Raw genomic sequence first — 21365 nt, forward strand, 5'->3', positions numbered from 1 at the left:
GTTACGTTCCTTGTCGTGGTGGTCAGGTTCAATCGGGTGTAATTCACGCGGCGGGCGCTGGGCTGGTGTCGATTCCGGCGTATTGGGCGTGGAAGATTTCGTCGAGGTGGGGTTCGCTGGTTCGCAGCAGGGTGACCGTGTGCTGCGCGGCGGCCTTGACGATCGCGTCGGGTGAGCCGGTCACTTGGGCGCGCAGGATCGTGCCGGTCTCATCAAGGGCTGGTTCGGCGATTCCGGGCAGGCCACGGAATTGGTCGAGCATCACCGGGTCGGCGAATTCGATCTCGATGCGGCGTGCTGCGGCTGCGCGCAGGTCGGCGACGGTGTCGAGGGCGACCAGCCGCCCATCGCGCAGTATCCCGATCCGGTCGGCGACCGCTTCGACCTCGTCCATGATGTGGCTGGACATGAACACCGTCTGCCCATTACCGGCGGCTTCGAGTACCAGGTCGAGAAATGCCTGCTGCAGCAGCGGATCGAGCCCGGAGCTGGGTTCGTCGAGAATCAGCAGCTCGGGGGTGTGCATGAATGCCTGCACCAACCCGACCTTCTGCCGGTTGCCCTTCGATAGGCTTTTGATCGTCGCCGTTTGATCCAGCCCGAGCCGGTCGGCGAGGTCATCGATGCGTGGTCGCGGGACACCGCCGCGCAGGGCGGCGAGGTAGCGCAGGCAGTCGCGGACCGGCTGGCGTCCGTCGACGACGAAGTCTCCGGCTAAATACCCGACGCGGCGGCGCAGCGCAACTCCGTCGCGTCGTGGGTCCAGCCTCAGCACCGTGGCTGTACCGCGGGTGGGGCGGATCAGATCCAGCAGCAACCGGATGGTGGTCGACTTGCCCGCCCCGTTCGGGCCGAGGTAGCCGAATACCTCGCCGGCCCGCACGTCAAGGGTGAGCCCGGCCAAGCCACGGCCGGTGCCGTAGGTCTTGGTGAGGTCGCGGAGTTCGATGGCGTTGTCCATAACCCAGAATGTATAGAAGTTTCAGAGATTTGTGAAGATTTAGGGAGGTTGGAGTTTTCGGTATGGTCTGAGGCATGGACTCCTCACAGCAACTCCGCGACGCGGCCGAGAAGCTGGCCCTGATCCTGGCTCAGGGCGGGATGCAGAAAGCGACCGCACGCGTGATGACAGCCCTGCTCTACAGCGAGCAGGAGGCGATGACCGCTGCGGATCTGTGCGAGCAACTGTCCATTAGCACCGGTGCGGTCTCGACCGCACTCAAGCAGCTGATCCAGACCGGGTTGATCGAGCGTGTCCCCGCGCCGGGCAGCCGCCGCGACCACTACCGGTTCGTGCCCGGGGCGTGGGCGACGTTGATGTCGCAGCAGAACGCCATGTACGGGGTGATGCGCGAAGCTGCGCAGGAAGGCCTCGACGCTGTGAGCGATGGGTCGGTCGCCGCGGGCCGGCTGCATGAAATGCAGGACTTCTACTGGTACATGGAGCGTGAAGTGTTGCCACTGATCGAGAAATGGCGGGAGCAGTACAAACGGGGATAGCCCGGGTGAGCGCGGTCGGTATCGTCACCGCAGGAGCCGGGCGACGGTATGGCCGACGGCTACACCGGCCCGACGCGGTGTGGGTCGGGCGGCTCTCGCCGCGTGCTATTCAAGCAGCACCGCACCCGCCAGCGTTGGCCGCCGAACCGTAAGGGTGGCGGCACGCGGGGCCGATGCCGGTCGGTCACGGCGCGGTGCCGAACGGCCAATCCTGCGGCCGTCGCAACAGGCGCCGACCATCCGCACTGCGGTCGACAACGCCTACGTGCTGTCGTTCGACCACGCCGATTTCGTCGCGTACCGCGACTGGAACCAGCCGGTCACGCTGCCTGTTCTATCGAGAGCACATGGTCGCCCCAATGGGTCCCGGCGCCGATGGCCGAGCGCGTACCGCGGTGATCGAGGCCGTGATCGCGAACTCGGAGCGGCCAGGGTTCCGGTTCGCGCGTCGGGTCCTGCCGGTGTTGCGTCCGCTGATGACTCGCGCCGCGACGCGGCTGTGGCGTGACGACCTGGCGTACGCCGAGCGCCGGGGCAGAGTCAGTTCCGCCGCGCCACAAGGAAATACGGATACGCGGTCACCACCGGGCATAGTCTGCAGGCGAGCCAGCAGGACCGCGCGTAGATGCGCGGAGGGTTCGGCCACCATTACCGGAACTGAGGCGATGCGGTTCAGCAGTACCTCGGTACGCTGCCCGCACCGAACTCCACTGCCACACCTGGTTTCGCGCCGGGGGTATCCAAGGCGGCGGCGAGCCGTTCGGCCAGCGCCGGCCACATCGGCACGGAGAGCAGATGCAGGTACTCGGCGGCTGGCGTGTATTCCGTGTAGTCGGTCACCGGGGGCGCCGTCCGGTGACGAGTATCCCCGGGTGGATCAGGTGGTAACCGGGCTCGTCCAGAATGTAGCGGTCGCTACCCGGCGTCAGTGCGGCTTCGATACCGGCCAGGTCCTCCGCCGTAGCGCCGACATCCTGGCCGCATTCCCGCAGCGAGGCCAGATGTTCCGGCCATACCACCGCTTCCAGGTACGCTCGCACCTCGGGGTCGTCGCCGAAACCGACTCGCGGCAGCACGGTGAGGGCGCATGAGCGCGTTGCGGCTCGTCCCGCCGGCTCCGAAGGCGAAGGCGGGTGGCCGCGGCACCGGATGCTCCGGGTACGGCGCGACCGCGACGCCGCAATCCGCGGCGGCGAGCGCGGCCTCGTCGGCGCCTGCGACGACCGCGACACCGTGGCCTTCGCGCTGCAGCCGTACGACGAGTTCGGTGAGATCCTCCAGACCTTCCTCGGGTCCGGACTTGGGCTCGTACCGGACGATCTCGATGTCATGGCCGGCCACCGGCTTCGGCGGTGGCGTGTCACCGAGCAGGTCCATGTCGACCACCAGACGGTCGACATGGTCGAGTATTCGCAGCGGTTCCGGACGCACCACGAGCACATCGCAGCGACCCAGATACTCCGTCACTTCGGTGGCGAATGCCTCGCGCCCGAGCCTGGCGGCCTTGGCAACCCCCGCGCTGACCACGTCGATCGCACCCCGCGTCTGATGAGAAAGCGGGATGGTGGTCAATGCAGCGGCTATCGTCGCCATCAAGTCGCCCTCGTCATAGCGTTCGATCGGGCCCAGTGGCAGCGGGATCGGCCGCGACGCGCGGTGCTCCGGTAGCGGCTGGCTCGGCGGGGCGGTCGCGTACAGTACCGGCTCCAGTTGCGCGAAGGTCTGCGCGCGAGAATGCTCCTGCTGCAGCAGCAGCACCCGGTGGACGAGGTCGACGACCGGGCTGAGCAGCCGTCGCTCCAGGGCACCGGCCGTGGCGGCCGCGATGCCCAAGGCCAGCTCCACCTCGGTCACCCCGAATCGCCGCTCCAGCGGGGCGCGCAGCCGCTCCTGGTTCTGCACGAACGCGATGACGGGTGCGAGTTCGATCGGCGTCGAGCGCCCGGGCAGGCACAGCAGTGTGCCGAGGGCGGCGACGCCGACTGCGGCCACGTCGGCGACCGCCGCGACGGTGTACCAGGCCGCTGCGCTCCGATCAGTGGGATGTGTGGCCACAGCTGCGGTGAACGGCCCCTCGACCTCGGCGGCGGTCTCCGCTTCCTCCACCGCGGCGACGATGGCGGCCGAGTCGAACGCCTCGGAAGACCTCCTGGCGACCACGAGAAATCCGCACCCGGCGTCGAGGCGTGCCCAGGCCACCCCGGGCAGGCGGCCCACCCGCGCGGTCAAGTCCGTAGCGAACGCCTCCAGCCGTTCCGGCGCCGGTCCGTGCACCGCGACATGTACGCGTTCGTCGCCGGACCATACGGCGCGGGCGTGCCCCACGGCTTCCGACAACACGGTGTGCAACGCGTCCGCAGCGGATGCCGGGGCGCGCAGTGCACAGGCCGCGGCCGTCGGGTCCCGCAACGCATTCACCGCGAACACCGGGACACGCAGAAGTCTCTCGAGATAGCCGCCCAACATCATGGACTCCGCTGTCGGTCGGCCGGTCTGAGCCATCTGCTCGGCCGGTAGGGACTGCCGGGTGCGGGGATGGCAAACGGGCAGCACATCTCGCGGGCACGTGCCGCACTCAACGACCGCTCACACACAGTCACCCTCCGGTCGGAGCTGCAGGACTCGGTAACGCCCAGCAAACTCGGAAATAACCGAGCGGAATAGGGCACAACGGGGCCGACCGGCGGGGAGCTTTGTCTTGCGTGAGGGTATAGGGCCACAACGCAGTAGGCGGCGACGATCCGGTATTTCGTCCAGGGCAACACCGCTGCGGCGGATGTATAGAAAGCGGTCGCCACATGATGGCCGCGCCCACACCGCACGGTCGATATGCGAAGTGGCGGTCAGCGATCGACTTCAGTGATAGAGGGCATCGATGCTGGCGGCGAGGTTGTCGACGACTATCTTGCGGCGCAGTTTCATGCTCGGTGTAAGATCACCTGCCTCGACGGACAGTTCGTGATCGATGATGTCGAATTTCTTGATCTGTTCCCAGCGATTGAGTTGGGTGTTCAGGTGGTCGACGTAGCCGGCGATCACGTCGTGGGTCTTCTCGTCGCGCGCGATGTCGGCGAGTGGTTTGTCCGCCAGGCCGTGCTTGCCGGCCCATTCGGTGATGCTCTGGGCGTCCAGGGCGTCCAGGGCGACCAATGCGACGCAATAGGGCCGCGTCTCTCCGTAGACGATGAACTCCGCCGCGTACGGACATATCCCCTTGAATGTGGCGGCAATCGCGGAGGGCGCGACGTACTTGCCCTGCGAGGTTTTGAACAAGTCCTTCTTGCGGTCGGTGATGTGCAGGAAGCCGTCTGCGTCGATCTCGCCGATGTCGCCGGTGCGGAACCAGCCGTACGCGTCGAAAGCCTCGGCGGTGGCGTCGGGACGGTCATGATAGCCGCTCATCACACCGGGGCTTCTGAGCAGGATCTCGCCGTCCTCGGCGATCTTCACCTCGGTGCCCGGGAACGGCTTGCCTACCGTTCCGAACCGGTATGCCTCCGGGCGGTTGATGAACGAGGCGGCTGCGGTCTCGGTCAGGCCGTAACCTTCGAGCACGATGACGCCGATCGCGTCGAACCATTGCGCGACATCGCGGTCCAAGGGGGCCGCTGCCGAAACGAAGTACCGTAATCGACCACCGAAGCGTTCACGAACCTTGGAAAGCACCAGCCTGTCGGCGACGTTGTGCTGCAATGAAATCAGCAACGACGGGTCTTTGCCGGCCTGTCTAGCACGCGAGACTTTCAGGCCGACCTCGACGGCCCAGTCGAAGAGCTTCTTCTTGATCCCGCCTTCTTCGGCCACTATGCCCTCGATTCGCGCATGCGCCTTCTCGAAGATGCGCGGGGCGGCCGCCACGATCGTGGGGTGCAGGATCGTGAGGTTGTCCACTATCTTCTCCACCCGGCCGTCGATCGCCGTGGGATAGCCGATCAGTGGTGACAGCGCGAGCATCACCTTGCCGAACGCGTGGGACAGCGGCAGCCACAAGAAGTTCAGATCGTCGGGGCCGAGAACATGCAACGCGTCGATTGCTGCGGCGCTGTAGGTCCAGGCCGAGTGCGGCAGCCTCACCCCCTTCGGGGTGCCGGTCGTCCCAGAGGTGTACATGATGCTGCCCAGGTGCTCGGCCCGGATGCCGCGGACGTGGTCGGCCACCGCGTCGGGCGATTCGGCGAGCAGCGCGCGTCCGCGCTCTTGGAGGTCATCGAGAGTGATCACCCAGTTTCCGTCGCCCTCGCCGTCGAAGATCACCACCTGTCGCACGTCGGGCAACTCGGCGCGGTGCTCGATCAGTTTGTCCACTTGGGCCTGATCCTCGGCGACGACGACACGGCTGCCCGAGTCGGCGACGATGAACGCGACGCCGGGGGCGTTGGTGGTGGGGTACACGGTGGTGGTGGCCGCACCGGCGCACATCACGGCGAAATCGGCGAGCACCCATTCGTACCGCGTGGACGACACGAGGGCGACCCGGTCCTCGGCTTGGACTCCCAGGGCGATCAGCCCGGCGGCGAGGATGTCGACGCGGTCACCGAACCGCTTCCAGGACACGCTGGTCCAGCGCTCGCCGTCAGGGAATCGGAACGCCTCCGCCTCCGGAGTCGCGGTGACGCGGTCGACGAGCATCTGGGCAACCGAGGATGCCCGGTGCTCGATCTTGCTGAGATCGGGAAGTTCCTCGGATTCCCGAAGGAACGTCATCACTTCATTCTACGGAGTCTTCGGCCGATTGATGCGGCGCTCATACGAGAAACTGGAAAGCCCGGCATGTTTCTTGGAATCGGTCCGGACGCGGATAACGGCGCTCGTCCCTATCGACCTTTCCGGATTGCTCGGCCCGCATTTTCCATACGTGGAAGTACAGGCGTATCCGGATCTTCCTGTTCGTCGGCCTGGAGCTCGAGATCGAGATCGAAGTGCACGGTGGCGCCCTCGTATCGGAGCGCGTCATTCCACCCCTGTTCGGTGATGATCGCGAGCATAAGGGCGTTCTCCGCGAGTATTTCGGCCGTCAGATGTGCCACCCCCTGCAGGTAGGCGGCCGTGCCCAGTCGCCGCACGAGCAATGTGCCGATACCGTGTTGCTGGTCATGCGCGTCAACCGCCAGCGCCATCTCCGCGGTGATGTGTCCCGCGGTGGTGTCGGTGACGACGTAATTGGCGACCCCGACCAGGTCGACACCTTCGAAGGCGCCGAGCGCGAGGTGGGTGGAGTCGTGTCGGCACAATTGTTCCGCGAACTCGTCGATGTGCTTCGGAACGGCACTGAAGAACCGCAGATAGGCATCGTGCGCCGACATCTGCTCGTGCAGCGACGCGACCGCGTCGCGGTCCTCAGGCGTCAGTGCGCGGACGGTTATCCTGGAGATCGGCGGCGCAGACGGTGCCGGTGCGGGACCGGCGGTTGGTGGGATCGGATCGGCGCCGAGGCCCACCGGAGCCATTCGCGACGGACAGAACATGACGGGGCACCAGCTGCGGCGGAACAAGTACGAATCGAAACCGGGTACTTCCGGAACAGACGCGCGACCATCGATTCCGGTGACCACCAGTTGCGCACCCGTCGCGTGTTCGCTCAACGACCGATACGGGATGTCGGCAAGGGCGGACACGGTGACGTCAGGGAAGGCCTCGCGTGCCACGGCAAGGTGGGCGTCGAGGGAGTGCCGGTTCCTCGACGCAACCGGAGCGGCCGTTTCGAGTTGCTCCGGTCGGGCGTTCACGGCGACGACCGATGCCCCGAACAGGTGTGCGTAGCCGAACGCGGCGAGCGCGGCGGCGGCGCCGTCGTCGTCGTCCACGGCGAGAAGCACGGGGCGCTGGTCTGGAAGCTGGCCGGGCTCTCCCCGCCAGACGGTTACCGGGCAAGTGGCGTGATCGGCAACCATCGTCAAGGCCGCCGGCACGTCGAACTCCCCCACGTCGGGATGACCGAGGACGACCATCCGGGCGTCCTCTCCCACTGTGGCCCACGCCTGCGCAGCCGGTCCGTCGATCGACTCACCACTGATCTCGAGATCAGGGTGATCGCGGCGCACGACCGCGACGGTGTCGTCGACGACCGCTGTCGCGCTGCGTTCCGTCCGAGCCGCCGCTTCGGGGCCGGTCGCTGGGATGTCCGCCGAGACGTCAGCAGTGGCGGTGGCGATGTGGACGACCCGCAGGGTGCAGTGCAGTCGTTCGGCGAGGCGGGCGGACCATAGGGCGGCGTCACGCCCGTCCGGCGGTCGTTCGGCGGTCACCACGATCGAGGGATGCCCATGTGCGGTCATGCGGTTACTCCCGTCATGAGAGCTGACGCGAATCCGCCGACCGGCCGCCGATCGGTCGATGACCGTGCCCCGGCTATGGCCGGCAGACTCTCCGCAAACCTCGGATGACGCTGACTCGCAGCCGCGGTCAATATGGCGTTGCGCCGGGCCGGCCCGTGTGCCTGGGCCATCCCCGGTTCCGCAGCGGTCAGCTGTGTCCGTTTCCGGTCTTCTTGATTTCGATGTGCTTCTCCGGGGTCTCCGACTCGGACACCGGCACGGTCACCGTCAAGATCCCGTCGGTGTAGGACGCGTCGATGTCGTCTTCCTTCGCGCCGACCGGTAGCGGAATCGACCGGTAGAAACTGCCGTAGTGAAATTCCGAGCGGGTGCCTTCTTCCTTCCGTTCCGTGCGTTCGGCCTTGATCGTCAGCTGTCCTTCCCGGACGCTGATGTCGACGTCTTTGGCCGGGTCCACCCCGGGCAACTCGGCCCGCAACGTGTACCGGCCCTTCTCGAGGTTCTCCTCGACTCGAATCATGTGGCCCTCGAGCGAGGTCCAGGTGGGCCGTGACTCCAACCGGGCCATCAGATCGGACCAATCGGGCAGTGCGGGCCAGGTCGGTACCAATGCCCGGCGAGAGGAAAGGATGCTCATAGCGCGACTCCAGCGAAGAGAGTGGTTGATGACTCTTCGATTCCACGCGGCGCCCGCGCCCAGCAGTAGGGCCTACGGTCCTTCCTCCGAGGACTCCGGTCCCCGAACGAGGGCAGTCTTCCGCCACGGCACTCGCGATGGTCTTCGGGCGGCCCGGTGTGCCTCATCAACGGTGCCGGCGGCGCGCGCGGTCACCTCGATCCGCTGCACACTGTCGGCCAGGTGCGCGGTCCGGGCGTGGCGGGGACCGAAGAAGTACCAGGCCAGTCCAGCGATGAGGGCGACCGCGGCCGCCAGCATCACGAGGTCGTCGGCCTTCACGACGGACTCCCTTCACGAATTCATGGGAACTATGTCCGTTGCTGCGCGGCATGCGAGCCGACCGGGTGGCGCTCTCGGCTACGACAGGTGACAGATGACTCTCGTCCCGCCTGAATAGTGCTGTTCGGCCGTATCCCGGTCGGTGTACAGCGCGCACAGTGAAAGAACCGAACACTCCGAAGTGAAGGAGAGCCTGCGGTGATGTTCTGGTACAGCAATGGAATGACCGGATGGGGATACGGTCTGATGGCCATCAGCATGGTGATCTTCTGGATGCTGGTCATCGCCGGCATCGTGGCACTGGTCCGCTACACGGCCCCCTCGCAGGGCCGGCCCACGGTGCCACGCGGGCCAACTCCGCAGCAGGTGCTCGCCGACCGTTACGCCCGTGGCGAGATCGACGACGAGGAATACACCCGTCGATTGAAAACCCTCAACAGCGCCACATCCCCCTGAGGCTTGCCGGCGGGGTTGGAAAGCAGCAGGCGATGGCCACTCGCGAATCCCACATGTCCCAATCGGACCTGTTCTCCTGGAACATGGAACGTGATCCGGCGCTGCGCTCGACGATCGTCACGGTCTTGATTCTCGATACCGATCCGGACTGGGACCGCTTGGTGGAGACGATCGATCGCGGCACCCGCATCGTGCCGAGGTTGCGGCATCGGCTGGTCACCGCGCCGTTCGGTCTCGCCCCGCCGCGATGGGTGCTCGATTCTGATTTCGACCTCTCTTGGCACCTGCGCCGTTCCGCGCTGCCGGAACCGGCGGACCTCTCCGCGGTACTCGAGTTCGCCCGAACCGAAGCGATGACCGCGTTCGATCCGGCCCGGCCACTCTGGCGCTCGACCTTGCTCACCGGCTTGAGCGGCGCGGGATGCGCGCTGGTGATGACGGTGCATCACAGCCTCACCGATGGCATCGGCGGTATTCAGATCGCCACAGCGCTGCTCGATTTCGATCGGGCGGGAACCGATCGCGGCCATCCGCCCGAGCCGTCGCAGGACCGTGACGGCGCGGTCCGCGACATCGTTGCGTGGAACTGGTCGGTCGGCTCGGATCTTCTTCGTGGCGGTGTGCGGGTCACGCCGCGGACCGCGTGGCGGGCTGTCACTCATCCCGCGCGGGCGGCGCGCGATGGTGTGGCGCTGGCGAGCTCGTTGGTCCGCTTGGCCCAGCCCGTCACCACGACGCTGTCGCCGGTGATGATCGAGCGCAGTCTCCGTCGCCGGCTGGCAGTACTGGACGCTCCCGTCGAGCAGCTACGCCGTGCCGCGCGGGCTGTCGGCTGCACCATGAACGATGCTTTCCTGACCGCGTTGGTCATCGGGCTACGTATGTATCACGATCGGCACGGGGCGAGAGTCGACCAGCTGCGGGTGACCATGCCGATCAGCCTTCGCACAGCCGACGATCCGCTCGGCGGCAATCGGATCACCCTCGCTCGTTTCGCGTTGCCGGCCGACATCCCGGACACCGCAGACTTGATGCGCGCCGTGGCCGCCGCGGTCGCCGGTTGGCGGCGCGAGCCGGCGATACCGCTGTCCGGCGCCGTCGCCGCGGCGTTCAACCGGCTGCCTGCCGGACTGCTCACCGAGATGCTCAAACATATCGATTTCCTCGCGTCCAACGTCCCGGGTTCCCCGGTGCCGCTCTATATCGCCGGGGCGCGGATCGACCGGATGTACGCTTTCGGTCCCACCATCGGCACGGCCGTCAACGTCACCCTGACCTCGCATGCCGGAACCTGCTACGTCGCGATCAACGTCGATACTGCCGCGATCCCCGACATCGCGATGTTGACCGACTGCCTCGCCGCCGGTTTCGCCACTGTGGTTCGTCTCGGCGCCGAGGACTCATCAGAGGGCGGCGCCGACCTCCCCGCCGAAGCACCTCGCTCGACACCCGTGTGACCGGTTGTGTATCGGTTCGGGGCGGTCGCACTCCTCCGTCCGGCCGTTCCGACCAGTGTGACAGGCGCGGACCGGAATGATCCGGTTCGAGATCTGACGGCCCGCGTATCCGCCGAGCTGAGTTCCCCGGGCGCGGTCACATGGAAGCCCGTAGATGCCCGGGCACAAGGATGCGTACGAGAAACATCCCGGTCGTCACGGCCACTACCGCGGCCATCGCAACGCCTCCCAGCGCCCCGATCACGGCCGTGACCATCGTCGACTGCCCTGCCCGCCACAACGGGGTCGTGACCGTGGTGAAGGCGGCCAGCCCCCCGATCCAGCCGACCGCGTTGCCCCAGATCCACAGCACCGCACGATCCGACCAGCGCCGTAACACATACCACTGCGCTACGCCGATCGCGAACACCATCACAAGCGCCCCTGCGGCGACCGCCGGCACCCGGACCACGGCCGGCTGATTGCCCAATCGGTCTCCGTAGAGTACCGGCACCAGCCCGACGGTCCACGCGACGACCGCACCGGCCGCCGTGGCCACGATCCAGTCGCGGACAGGGAATTCGGGCAACCACCACCGCAGTACGCGACCCTCGAAAAAGGCGAGCACGCCGCCTTCGACCACGGCCGCGATCAGCAGTGCGGCCGCGATCATGCCAGGCGCGGAGTCGACGGTCAGCGCACCCGCCACAGCCGGTGCGGCGAAGCCGAGAGTTTCACCAGCGGTGACCGCGACGAACCAGCGGCGGCTCAGCTCCCGGCGCGACGGCGTCGTCTTCTCCACACCTACGACGATGACCACGTACGGATCATTCGTGTGGATCCGATGCCGTGGATGCGCCTTCTGATACAACGCCTCCACCTCTTCGTGTTCCAGCGATCCGGGAGCCACAACATGCCCGATACCCGTCGACCAGAACCCGTCGATCCTGATCGACGCCGGATGCAGTGACCGGAAGTTCCGCCACCACGTCTTCGTGGCGGCGTTCGCCACTCGGACGATTACGCTGTCGCCCACCCGCACATACGACACCGGCAGGGCGATATGCCGCCCGGATGATCGCCCTCGGTACCGCAACTCCCCGATCGTCTGCTGCAATCCGACCGGCAGACGCAATGCCAGCAACAGCGCCGATGCGGCCAGTCCTGGTCTCTCGTACCTGGTGATCGTCACGAATACCTCCCGGGCGCATCGAATCAGCTTCCTCTCTCTCGATCTTTCGCGGTGTACACGCGCTTCCACAGAAGCGAAAGTCACCATCCGACGGCCGTTCGTGATCTCCGCAAGACCCGGAATCGGACCTCGCCACTGAGGACGTTGGTCCCGCTGCCGAAGGCAGCACGGCTCTCCCGAATGCGCCCGCACCCCGTCACTCTGGGCATATGTCCTCGGAAGGTTTCGCATCGCCGTCCAGTACCCCTCGCATCCGTGCCGTGATGCCGATGCACGCGCGTGAGGTCCCCAGCAGGCCCGTGGTGACAGCGCGGCCGGAGACACCGCTGCGTGAGGCGCACGACGGGGACGGCACGGCATGATGCGTCGAACATTTCCGCTCGGCCGGATCTCCGGGATCCGCCTCGGCGCGCACTGGTCGGCTCTGGTAACGGTCGGACTGTTCACCTGGATCCTGGGCTCTTACCTGACCGGCACGGCCACGACGGCCGTAGTGTGGGCGGCAGCGGTCACCGGCGCCGTCATGCTGTGTGCGGCGCTACTAGCACATGAGTTCGCGCATTCGATCATCGCGCGGCGCAACGGGATTCGGGTCGAACGGATTGTTCTGTGGCTGCTCGGCGGTGTTTCCGAATTGGCCGACGAGCCGCGGGACGCGCGGGCCGATCTGCGCATCGCATTGGCCGGACCGGTCACCAGCCTCGCGATCGCGCTCGTCGCCTTCGCCGGGGCCGCTGCCACTGCGGCGGCGGACCCGGACGGGCCGATCACCGCTGTCCTGGTATGGCTTGCTGTCATGAATGCGGTGCTGGGGTTGTTCAACCTGCTCCCCGGCGCCCCTCTCGATGGTGGCCGCGTGTTGCGCGCCGCGATCTGGTGGCGCACCGGCGACCGGTTGCGGGCGGCGACCTGGGCCGCGCGCAGCGGACAGGTCCTCGGCACCTTCCTGCTCGTGCTCGGTCTGGCCGAGTTGATCCTGTTCGGACATCTCGGCGGTGTGTGGCTGCTGTTGCTCGGCTGGTTCCTGCAGTCCGCGGCATTCGCCGAACTCACTGTCGCCGGACTGCGACATCGGCTGGGCGACAGCAAGGTCCGGGACGTGATGACCGCCCGTCCGATGGCGATTCCGGCAGCATGGTCGATCACCGAGCTGCTGCACTCGAACGCGGTGGCCACCGGCCATCGGGTCTTCCCGGTCGTCGACGACGCCGGTCATCCGACCGCTGTCGTGGCCTGGTCCGATCTGGCCGCGGTCGCCGAACCCGCGCGCGCTACCACCACGGTCGGCCGCGCTGCCCGCGCGCTACCCACCGGTGCGATCGCCCGGGAAGACGAGCCGCTCGCCGATGTCGCGTCTCGGGCGGTGCTGCGGCCCAACTTGGACGCCGTCGCCGTCATCGGCGCCGATGGCAGGCTCACTGGGTTGATCACCGCGAGCGATCTGGTCCTCGCCTGTGATCGCTCCGTCCTCGGCCTGCCGCTGCGATTCGGTGAGCGCCCGCGTCTCGCGTCGGCCATCTACGAAGAAAGGACGCCATGACATCCGCACCGGTCTTCCGGGAGGAACCGCAGCCGATCTTCCGCGACCGTCGCAAGGCCGGTCGAGTGCTGGCCGGGCTGCTCGAGCACTATCGAGGCGATCCGGACGTGCTCGTACTCGGCCTCGCCCGCGGTGGTGTGCCCGTCGCCTGGGAAATCGCCGCCGCACTCGGCGCACCCCTGGACACACTCATCGTGCGTAAGCTCGGCGCTCCGGGGAATCCGGAGTTCGCACTCGGCGCACTGGCCACCGGCGGCCGGATGGTGGTGAACGACGACGTGGTCCGGGGGTTGGGTCTTACCGCCGAACAGGTGCGCGGTATCGCCCGTGCCGAGGCACGCGAATTGGCCCGTCGTGAGGCCGCCTATCGGGGCGGCAGGCCACCGCTGGATGTCGCGGGCCGCACCGTGATTCTCGTCGACGACGGACTGGCCACCCGCGCGAGCATGTTCGCCGCCGTCGAGGCGATCAGCATGGGCGAGCCGAAGCGGATCGTCGTCGCCGTTCCGTCGGCTCCGGAATCCACCTGCCGCGAATTCGGAGCGTTGGTCGATGAAAATGGTGTGCGCGACTATGCCGTCACCGTTCCTCGCGGTGGGTAACTCGTTCTGGAATTTCACCCAGGTGACCGACGAAGAGGTCCGGGAACTGCTTGCGGCTCCGACGGTCGGTCCGCGGATCGCGATGACCGATCCTGTCGAAGTCCTACGCGAGATAGCGATCGAGGCGCCCGAGGGCATTCCACCTGAGCATGCCCTCGAGGATCTGATCGGCGATGCCCGGTTCGTGCTGATCGGCGAGAGTTCGCACGGTACATACGAGTTCTACGCCGCACGCGCCGCCATCACCCGTTGGCTCATCACGGAGAAGGGTTTCCGTCGGCGTGGCCGCCGAAGCGGATTGGCCCGACGCGCATCGGGTCGACCGATACGTGCGCGGTGTGGGCACCGATGAATCGGCCGTCGACGCTCTGAGCAGCTTCGAACGGTTTCCGTCCTGGATGTGGCGCAACACCGTGGTCCGCGAGTTCATCTCCTGGCTGCGCCTGCACAACGACCAGCAGCGGCGCGCGGGTGGCGCGCTCGCCGGGTTCTACGGCCTCGATCTGTACAGCATGCACCGCTCGATGCGGCAGGTGATCACGTATTTGGAGACGGCGGACCCCGCCGCGGCGGAGCGAGCCAGGCGGCGCTACAGCTGTTTCGACCGCACCTCCGAAAACGACGGCCAAGCCTACGGGTTCGCTGCCGCGTTCGGCGCCGGTGAGTCCTGCCAGGCCGATGTGGTGCGCCAACTCGTCGATATGCAACGCAGCGCCGCCGAACATATCGAGGTACGCGACGGCGAGGCGTATTTCGACGCCTTGCGCAACGCCTGGACGGTACGCAATGCCGAGGCATACTATCGCGCCACGTTCGGCGACCGGGTGTCGTCGTGGAACCTGCGCGACGAGCACATGGCCGACACCCTCGATGCTCTCGCCGATCACCTCGGACGTCCCGGCGCTCCGGCACGAATCGTCGTGTGGGCGCACAACTCCCACATCGGAGACGCACGCGCGACCGAATTGGCCTCCGAGGGGCAGCTCTCACTCGGGCAGCTCGTGCGCGAACGCCACGCAAGCGCCTGCCGCACCATCGGATTCACCACCTGTCGTGGCATGGTTACGGCGGCGAGCAGATGGGACGGTCCCGCCGAACTCAAACTCGTGCGCCCGCCCCTTCCGAGCAGTGCGGAAGAACTGCTGCACGACACGGGAATCCCCGCATTCATGATCCGCACCGACTTGCCTGGTGGCGACGGGGGGATCCTGCGTCATCCGCGCCTCGAGCGCGCCATCGGCGTCATCTACCAGCCCCGCACCGAACGTCAGAGCCACTACTTCCATACCCGGCTCGCCGACCGGTACGACGCCGTCATCCACATCGACAACACCACGCCTCTCGCGCCGCTGGACCCGGGTAGCCACTGGATCTCCGGCGCCACGCCGGAAACGTACCCCACGGGGCTGTAGGGAACGGGCGGTCGGCGCGAACCCGCTCCGCTACAGCGCCGCCGGATGGCGTCCGGCGACATTACTGGTGCGACGTCTGGGTGTGCCAACTGCTCGAGACTCCGAACGTGCCCGATTACCTGTACCGGATGCCGGTTCGGGTACGGGGTCGGCTGCAACAGCTTCGCGGCCGGGCGACTTTGCGACGCGGGGCCCGGAACGAGGCCGCGGACCCGGGCGGATCGAGCGGCTGATCACCGCCGACCCGCCCGAGGTCGGCCGTGTCATGCCGCAGGGGGCGTCAACACCGTGTCGATCAAGTACACGGTGGCGTTCGCGGTCTGGAGTCCGCCGCAGATCACCTTGGCATCAGCCACTTCGAGATTGTCACCGCTACCGGTCACAGTGACCGTGGAACCTTCGACGGTCTGGTGGTCCCCCACGATCTCGTTGGGCCCCACCCGTCCTGGCACCACGTGATACGTCAGGAGCTTGGTGAGCGCGGCCGAATCGGTCTTCAGCGTTTCGATCGTCGCGGGATCGACCTTGGCGAAGGCCGCGTCGACCGGTGCGAACACGGTGGATTGTCCGCCGTCGAGGGTACCGACCAGGTTCACCTGCGGATTGAGCTGACCGGATACCGCGGCGACGAGCTGGGTGAGCAGCGGGTTGTTCGACGCGGCGACCGACACGGGTTCGGTCGCCATGCCGGTCACCGAGCCCGGCCCGGTCGGCACCTGTTCGGCGTATGCGGCGCAGCCCGGGCCGACGGGAGCCGACGCGAGTGCCCCCGTCGCTGTCGTCGTCGTGACGGCCGGACTGGTGGTCGAGGTCGCGGAGGGTGTGTCGTTGTCATCCGCGCAGGCCGACGCCCCAAGGACGGCGGCGGTGACGGCCGTAGCCAGCAGAAGTGATCGTTTCGCGTTTCGCATCTCGGGTTGCTTCCTTCAGGTTGACCTCAGCGGTCGTAGTTGTCGTCACGCGCGAGTACCGAACCGCTGCGGTAGGCCGGAACAGCCACCGCCGCGTTCACGCGCGCTGTGCGGGTGGTCCGCACGAGCGGATGCTCACTCCACGAAGTCTTGCACCGAACGGCCCTGAATGCATCGTTTATGCGTCGATTCATGCTGAAAATTCGCTGTGAGTTAGCGCGGCCACATTCGACGGCCGTCCAGGTCGCGGGCGCTATCGTGCTGCGCGGGCGCGTTCGCGCTCCCAGGCGCGGGCGCGCTGCTGTTCGAAGCGCGGGATTCGCACCTGTTGCAGGTCATCGAGGAATGCGGCGAGTCGCTCGCGTGCTTGCTCGCCGCGTGCTCCGAAATCGGTGCGGTCGAGAAGGTTCCACTGCCTGACCACCGGGAGCAGCACTTCCTCGAGGTGCTGGCGCAGGTCGTAGACGCCGTGCTTGGCCATCAGCACGCCGTTGCGGCGGAAGTCGGGCATGCCCGCGCCCGGCATCCGAAAGTTCTCCACGACGGCATCGATTGCTTCCATCGCCTGGTCGGGCGCCAAGTCCAGAGCGGCGGCGCAGATGGTGCGGTAGAAGATCATGTGCAGGTTCTCGTCGGCGGCGATGCGCTGCAGCATTCGGTCGGCGATCGGGTCGTCGCATACCCGGCCGGTGTTGCGGTGGGCGACCCGCGTGGCGAGTTCCTGGAAGCTGACGTAGGCGACCGAGTGCAGAAAACCCGCCCCGCTCACGATATCGGTTTCGCTTCCTCCGGAAGCGAAACCGTTGGTCATGTGAATCATCCGGGCTCTCTCGAGGGCAACCGGGTCGACACTGCGGGTGACCACCAGATAGTCGCGGATCACCGTACTGTGCCGCATCTCCTCGGCCGTCCAGCGGCCGACCCAGGTACCCCAGGCACCGTCGCGGGAGAAGTTCTCGGAGATCTCGCGATGGTAGGAGGGCAGATTGTCTTCGGTGAGCAGATTGGTGATCATCGCGGCTTTCGCCACGTCGGTGAGGGAGGACTGCTCGGGAGACCAGTCCACACCACCGAGCATGGCGAAGTTCCGCCCCTCGTCCCAAGGCACGTAGTCGTGGGGGTTCCAGTCCTTGGCCATCGACAGGTGCCGATGCACGCAGTCCTCGGCGATCGGTTCCAGCTCGGCCAGAATCTCTCGCTGCGTCAGGTCACGCGCCAATGCTGTTGCCTGCCTCTCTTTTCCCAATGCGTCGAATCGATCGGCATACACACCACCACCGTTCCCGCGCGGCGCACAGGGCCGAAGGCCCTCGGGGATGTGGGACCGAATACCCGTTCATCCGATGAATTCGGCCGTCACGTGTCACTGTTCCCGGTTCCATCGACGGACAGCCGCGGTGGTCCGAATGGTAGATACCCGGTGTCGTCCGGGCGATCCGGCGCGGCGGCATTGCGGCCCTTCGGCCTGCGAGAGCAGGACCAACGACAGCAGCCCATCGACTCGCTGCTTCCTACGCTACGAACAACAGCTGATTCCCGAATCCGAAGGGCGACAGACATGGACATGCCATACCGCGAGAACCCTCATCTGCTCGCGTCGGCGCCGGTGGTCGTCGGCGCCGACGGTTCCGCGGGCAGCGAGCGGGCCGTCCGCTGGGCCGCCGAGACAGCGGCAGGGCGAGGCCGCACTTTGCTCATCGCCCACGGGCTCGACATCGCGGGCCTGCGCTCCATGACGGGCAGCCACCTGGCCATGCCCCCATCGATCTTGGAAGCCGTGCGAACGCGCGGCACGGGAATAGCCGCCAGCGCACACCGGCTGGCCCGTGAGGTCGCGCCGAGCCTGCAGATCACCACCGAAGTCTCCGACGCGAGTCCGTCCAGGCTGCTGATCCATCTCTCGAAATCCGCGCATCTCGTCGCACTGGGCGCCACCGGAGACGCCGGCGTCTTCGCTCATCTCGGCTCCACGCTGCTCACGGTCACCAGTCACGGCCGCGGCTCTATCGTCGTGGTCCGCGACACCGGCGCGGAACCGGACATCAGCAAGCACGGCCCGGTGGTGGTCGGCGTCGACGGCAGCCCGGTCAGCGAGGCCGCTATCGCCGCCGCGTTCACCGAAGCGTCAGAGCGCGGCGCCGAGCTGGTGGCCGCCCATTCGTGGAGCGATCTACGCTTCGAGGAATTCGCGGGCGAGGCCGACACCGGTTTCATGGGCTCCGCCCTGGAGACCGCGGAAGACGCCATTCTCGCCGAACGTCTGGCCGGGTGGCAGGAGAAATATCCCGACGTCCGCGTGACCCGCAAGGTGTACTTGACCGGAGCGACCCAACGCCTGGAATATTGGTCGAAGACCGCGCAGTTGATCGTGGTCGGCAGCCGCGGCCGCGGTGGTTTCACCGGCCTACTGCTCGGCTCGACCAGCAATTTCCTCGTCCAGCACGCGCATTGCCCGGTCCTCGTCGCGCACGCGGCGTGAACCCCACGCCGGCGGTCCGCCTTCCCGGAGCCGCTCGCTCATGCGGTCAACCGTCCCCATCTGGACCGGATACCTCGTAGTGGACGCCCTCCGCTGCCATGCCGTTCACCGACAGTGCCCCGCGTATGCCGAGCATGAAAGGCAGTGGCCTGCAAGCGTAGGCTCGCCGCCCTCGCGGCGATGCGAACTCGTTCATGGTGACGTCCGAGCAGCCGACGCGGCCACGGATGCGCTTGGACACCGAACAGACGAATCGGCGTATCGACCTCAACTGCCTACCGACCCTCCGGTCGAGGACCAAGGCCAGCAGTCGCCGAAGGTGCCGATCCCTACCGTACAAATGACGGATCCGTATACCGAAGGGCAGCGACATGGCTGATCAGCACGAGGGAAATCCGCACGAGTTCGCGTCCGCTGCGGTAGTGGTCGGCACCGACGGCAGCGAGCACGGCTCGGCGGCTGTCCGCTGGGCGGCCCGGACGGCAGCGGATCGCGGGCGCCGCCTGCTGATCGTGCACGGCATGAACCTTCCAGCGGCTCGCGCCACGCTCGGGGTTTACGACGTGATGGTGCCCCCGGTCAGCGAGACGATGCGCGCACGCGGGTCGAAGATCCTCGCCGCAGCGAGCGCGCTGGCGCATGGCGTCGCCCCCGATCTGTCCGTAACCACGAAGCTCGGCGAAGAGAACGCCGCCGCGCTGCTCACCGCGCTCTCGGCGCACGCGCATCTCGTGGTCCTCGGTGCCACACCGGGCACGGGCACGATCGCTCATCTGGGATCGACCTTGCTCGCGGTGACCGCCCACGCGGACGGCGCCGTCGTGGTGGTACGAGGCGACCGGCAGCTGACCGGCGACAGCGCACCGGTTGTGGTGGGCGCCGACGGCAGCGAAGTCGGGGAAGCGGCGATAGCCGCCGCTTTCGCCGAAGCGGCAGCACGCGGTGTCGACCTCGTTACCGTCCACGCTTGGAGCGACCTCACCGCCGGTGAGTTCGCCGGAGCGCAATACCTCGACATCCCACTGGAGAACCTGGAGATCGGTGAGCGAGCGCTGTTGGCCGAGCGACTCGCGGGCTGGCAGGAGAAATACCCGGAGGTCACCGTGATCCGCAAAGTCTATCTGTCCGGGCCTCGGGAACATCTGGGCGATTGGTCGCAGCACGCGCAACTCGTCGTTGTCGGCAGCCGCGGCCGGGGCGGATTCCGGGGACTCCTGCTCGGCTCCACCAGCAATTGGCTCGTGCAGCACGCCGCGTGTCCCGTCATGGTCGTACATCCGAAGTGAACGTGTCCGCTGTCGCAGGCCGTCGCGGCGACGGCCGCTCCGAGGCGAGCGCACCGTGTACTCGATGGCCTCGACCGGCGCGAAATTTCGGCACTACATCGGCGGCCCGACCATGCGTACCAGCGGGCCGGGAACGGGTCATCCGCGCGATGTTCTCGGTGGACCGGTGACCGCCGCCGTGGCACGTTCCTGAGCGCGTCTGGCGGGCAACTCCTGATTCGGGCACCGCCAGATGACCTTCTGCCCTATCGATACGTGCGCCGCCGTCGAATGATGATCGAAGTAGCGAGCAGGCCGCCCGGAATGGAAGGAGTCGCCTCATGACAACGGTGCAGGCCATCATGCGGCCCGATGTACGACACATCAGTGTTCGGGAGACTATGGAAGCAGCCGCCCAGAGGATGCGCCAACTCGATATCGGCGCGCTGCCGATCTGCGACGGAGAAGGTCATCCCGTCGGTATCGTTACCGATCGCGATATCGTCGTGAAGGTCGTCGGTATCGGCGCGAATCCGAAGAAAACCACCGCCGGAGAGTTGGCACAGGGCGCCGAACGGCTGCACACCGTCGAGATCGGCACCGAGGTGGACGACGCGCTGACACTCATGCGGCAGCACCGGATCCGGCGGCTCCCGGTCACCGACAACGGAGTCCTGGTCGGCATCATCACCGAAGCCGATCTGGCCCGCCATTTGACCGAGACCGCCGTCGGTGGATTCGTGGGAGCGGTCTGCGCCGCGAATCTGCCCATCACCGAGGACGCGTGAGAATCCGTCACCTCGCTGCGCCGCAGATCAGGCGTCGGCGATGAAACCCGCGCGCTGCTGAGCGGTCGGCTGAAAGGCCGAAAGACCACATCAGGCGGGCACCGGCCGCGCATGGCGGCCGGCATACATGCCGGTCTCGATACCGGAACGGACCGGCTATGAGCATCCGGCGGACCGACATGGGGTCACTGGTGTGCCGAGCGAACACGCGCAGCGGAGAGCGTCGGCCACGAACATCCGGGTCCGAAGACGTCACCGCATCCAGCCATGCCTCGGAGGGTGTGAACCGGAATGCTGCCGAAGGACCTCAGCATTCGGGACCAACGCCAGCCGTGTGCGAACTCACCGATCCCTACTCTTCGAGTACGCGAGCATCGCCCTCCGAAGGGACACCGAGTATGTCCGCCAGCCTCGACAGCCCGCACCACCAGGCATCCGCTGCCGTAGTCATCGATATCGCCTCGTGGTTGGTAGCCGGGGTCGCGGTCCGCGGCCTGCTGCTCGGGTCAACCAGCAATTTTTTAGTCCAGCATGCCCGTTGCCCCGTGATG

General features: G+C 66.8%; 17 protein-coding genes and 2 pseudogenes. 9 read left to right on the forward strand and 10 right to left on the reverse strand.

From position 1 onward, the window contains the following. Positions 1-43: 43 nt before the first annotated feature. On the reverse strand, positions 44-961 hold the full coding sequence (locus tag ACZ6DL_RS35890) for an ABC transporter ATP-binding protein (protein WP_466057944.1): 918 nt from the start codon (positions 959-961) through the stop codon (positions 44-46). A gap of 74 nt (positions 962-1035) precedes the next feature. Between ACZ6DL_RS35890 and ACZ6DL_RS35895 the strand changes: the two genes are divergently transcribed. After that, complete coding sequence (locus ACZ6DL_RS35895; protein WP_466057946.1) at positions 1036-1500, forward strand: GbsR/MarR family transcriptional regulator; 465 nt, start codon at positions 1036-1038, stop codon at positions 1498-1500. A gap of 356 nt (positions 1501-1856) precedes the next feature. Beyond that, a pseudogene (locus ACZ6DL_RS35900) lies at positions 1857-2051 on the forward strand (DUF5914 domain-containing protein); the annotation flags it as partial. A gap of 121 nt (positions 2052-2172) precedes the next feature. On the opposite strand, the gene ACZ6DL_RS35905 reads toward ACZ6DL_RS35900, so the two are convergent. The 6 genes from ACZ6DL_RS35905 to ACZ6DL_RS35930 form a co-directional block, all read right to left on the reverse strand. After that, positions 2173-2340, reverse strand: coding sequence for a hypothetical protein (locus tag ACZ6DL_RS35905; RefSeq protein ID WP_466057986.1), 168 nt, complete (start codon positions 2338-2340; stop codon positions 2173-2175). Between the two features lie 75 nt (positions 2341-2415). Next, entirely contained in the window at positions 2416-3927 is a 1512-nt protein-coding gene (locus ACZ6DL_RS35910; protein ID WP_466057948.1) for a hypothetical protein, read from the reverse strand. A gap of 429 nt (positions 3928-4356) precedes the next feature. Then, positions 4357-6204, reverse strand: a complete 1848-nt coding sequence (locus ACZ6DL_RS35915) for an AMP-dependent synthetase/ligase (RefSeq protein WP_466057950.1) — start codon at positions 6202-6204, stop codon at positions 4357-4359. 110 nt (positions 6205-6314) lie between these two features. Next, entirely contained in the window at positions 6315-7775 is a 1461-nt protein-coding gene (locus tag ACZ6DL_RS35920) for a GNAT family N-acetyltransferase (RefSeq protein WP_466057952.1), read from the reverse strand. 187 nt (positions 7776-7962) lie between these two features. After that, complete coding sequence (locus tag ACZ6DL_RS35925; protein ID WP_466057953.1) at positions 7963-8412, reverse strand: Hsp20/alpha crystallin family protein; 450 nt, start codon at positions 8410-8412, stop codon at positions 7963-7965. Between the two features lie 72 nt (positions 8413-8484). Beyond that, positions 8485-8733, reverse strand: coding sequence for a hypothetical protein (locus tag ACZ6DL_RS35930; RefSeq protein WP_466057955.1), 249 nt, complete (start codon positions 8731-8733; stop codon positions 8485-8487). 201 nt (positions 8734-8934) lie between these two features. Here ACZ6DL_RS35930 and ACZ6DL_RS35935 point away from each other — a divergent pair, with 201 nt between their 5' ends. After that, a complete protein-coding gene (locus tag ACZ6DL_RS35935; RefSeq protein ID WP_466057984.1) occupies positions 8935-9189 on the forward strand; it encodes an SHOCT domain-containing protein in 255 nt (84 codons plus the stop codon). Between the two features lie 32 nt (positions 9190-9221). Next, positions 9222-10646, forward strand: a complete 1425-nt coding sequence (locus tag ACZ6DL_RS35940) for a wax ester/triacylglycerol synthase domain-containing protein (protein ID WP_466057956.1) — start codon at positions 9222-9224, stop codon at positions 10644-10646. Between the two features lie 136 nt (positions 10647-10782). Here ACZ6DL_RS35940 and ACZ6DL_RS35945 read toward each other — a convergent pair whose 3' ends face one another. Continuing rightward, entirely contained in the window at positions 10783-11817 is a 1035-nt protein-coding gene (locus tag ACZ6DL_RS35945; RefSeq protein ID WP_466057958.1) for a hypothetical protein, read from the reverse strand. Between the two features lie 358 nt (positions 11818-12175). Here ACZ6DL_RS35945 and ACZ6DL_RS35950 point away from each other — a divergent pair, with 358 nt between their 5' ends. Both ACZ6DL_RS35950 and ACZ6DL_RS35955 read left to right on the forward strand, forming a co-directional pair. Beyond that, the gene (locus ACZ6DL_RS35950) at positions 12176-13357 is read left to right on the forward strand and encodes a site-2 protease family protein (RefSeq protein WP_466057960.1); all 1182 of its coding nucleotides are present in this window, start codon (positions 12176-12178) and stop codon (positions 13355-13357) included. After that, positions 13354-15371 (forward strand): annotated as a pseudogene (locus tag ACZ6DL_RS35955) (erythromycin esterase family protein). Before ACZ6DL_RS35950 ends, ACZ6DL_RS35955 begins: the two are co-directional and overlap by 4 nt. 263 nt (positions 15372-15634) lie before the next feature. Here the strand turns inward: ACZ6DL_RS35955 and ACZ6DL_RS35960 are convergent. Both ACZ6DL_RS35960 and ACZ6DL_RS35965 read right to left on the reverse strand, forming a co-directional pair. Beyond that, positions 15635-16282: a fasciclin domain-containing protein gene (locus ACZ6DL_RS35960; RefSeq protein WP_466057962.1), complete on the reverse strand. Its 648-nt coding sequence runs from the start codon at positions 16280-16282 to the stop codon at positions 15635-15637. A 253-nt stretch (positions 16283-16535) separates the two neighbouring features. Next, the gene (locus ACZ6DL_RS35965; protein ID WP_466057964.1) at positions 16536-17501 is read right to left on the reverse strand and encodes an acyl-ACP desaturase; all 966 of its coding nucleotides are present in this window, start codon (positions 17499-17501) and stop codon (positions 16536-16538) included. A 339-nt stretch (positions 17502-17840) separates the two neighbouring features. On the opposite strand from ACZ6DL_RS35965, the gene ACZ6DL_RS35970 reads away from it, so the two are divergent. The 3 genes from ACZ6DL_RS35970 (at position 17841) to ACZ6DL_RS35980 (ending at position 20814) form a co-directional block, all read left to right on the forward strand. Next, on the forward strand, positions 17841-18761 hold the full coding sequence (locus ACZ6DL_RS35970; protein ID WP_466057966.1) for a universal stress protein: 921 nt from the start codon (positions 17841-17843) through the stop codon (positions 18759-18761). A gap of 371 nt (positions 18762-19132) precedes the next feature. Next, positions 19133-20047: a universal stress protein gene (locus ACZ6DL_RS35975; RefSeq protein WP_466057968.1), complete on the forward strand. Its 915-nt coding sequence runs from the start codon at positions 19133-19135 to the stop codon at positions 20045-20047. A 320-nt stretch (positions 20048-20367) separates the two neighbouring features. Continuing rightward, positions 20368-20814, forward strand: a complete 447-nt coding sequence (locus ACZ6DL_RS35980) for a CBS domain-containing protein (RefSeq protein WP_466057970.1) — start codon at positions 20368-20370, stop codon at positions 20812-20814. The last annotated feature ends 551 nt before the right edge of the window (positions 20815-21365 follow it).

Source organism: Nocardia sp. NPDC041819 (assembly GCF_055590505.1).

Bases quoted from the DNA above. Each gene is read 5' to 3' on its own strand.
- ACZ6DL_RS35890 (WP_466057944.1), bottom strand. From the start codon at position 961: ATGGACAACGCCATCGAACTCCGCGACCTCACCAAGACCTACGGCACC.
- ACZ6DL_RS35895 (WP_466057946.1), top strand. From the start codon at position 1,036: ATGGACTCCTCACAGCAACTCCGCGACGCGGCCGAGAAGCTGGCCCTG.
- ACZ6DL_RS35915 (WP_466057950.1), bottom strand. From the start codon at position 6,204: ATGACGTTCCTTCGGGAATCCGAGGAACTTCCCGATCTCAGCAAGATC.
- ACZ6DL_RS35920 (WP_466057952.1), bottom strand. From the start codon at position 7,775: ATGACCGCACATGGGCATCCCTCGATCGTGGTGACCGCCGAACGACCG.
- ACZ6DL_RS35925 (WP_466057953.1), bottom strand. From the start codon at position 8,412: ATGAGCATCCTTTCCTCTCGCCGGGCATTGGTACCGACCTGGCCCGCA.
- ACZ6DL_RS35935 (WP_466057984.1), top strand. From the start codon at position 8,935: ATGTTCTGGTACAGCAATGGAATGACCGGATGGGGATACGGTCTGATG.
- ACZ6DL_RS35940 (WP_466057956.1), top strand. From the start codon at position 9,222: ATGGCCACTCGCGAATCCCACATGTCCCAATCGGACCTGTTCTCCTGG.
- ACZ6DL_RS35950 (WP_466057960.1), top strand. From the start codon at position 12,176: ATGATGCGTCGAACATTTCCGCTCGGCCGGATCTCCGGGATCCGCCTC.
- ACZ6DL_RS35960 (WP_466057962.1), bottom strand. From the start codon at position 16,282: ATGCGAAACGCGAAACGATCACTTCTGCTGGCTACGGCCGTCACCGCC.
- ACZ6DL_RS35970 (WP_466057966.1), top strand. From the start codon at position 17,841: ATGGACATGCCATACCGCGAGAACCCTCATCTGCTCGCGTCGGCGCCG.
- ACZ6DL_RS35975 (WP_466057968.1), top strand. From the start codon at position 19,133: ATGGCTGATCAGCACGAGGGAAATCCGCACGAGTTCGCGTCCGCTGCG.
- ACZ6DL_RS35980 (WP_466057970.1), top strand. From the start codon at position 20,368: ATGACAACGGTGCAGGCCATCATGCGGCCCGATGTACGACACATCAGT.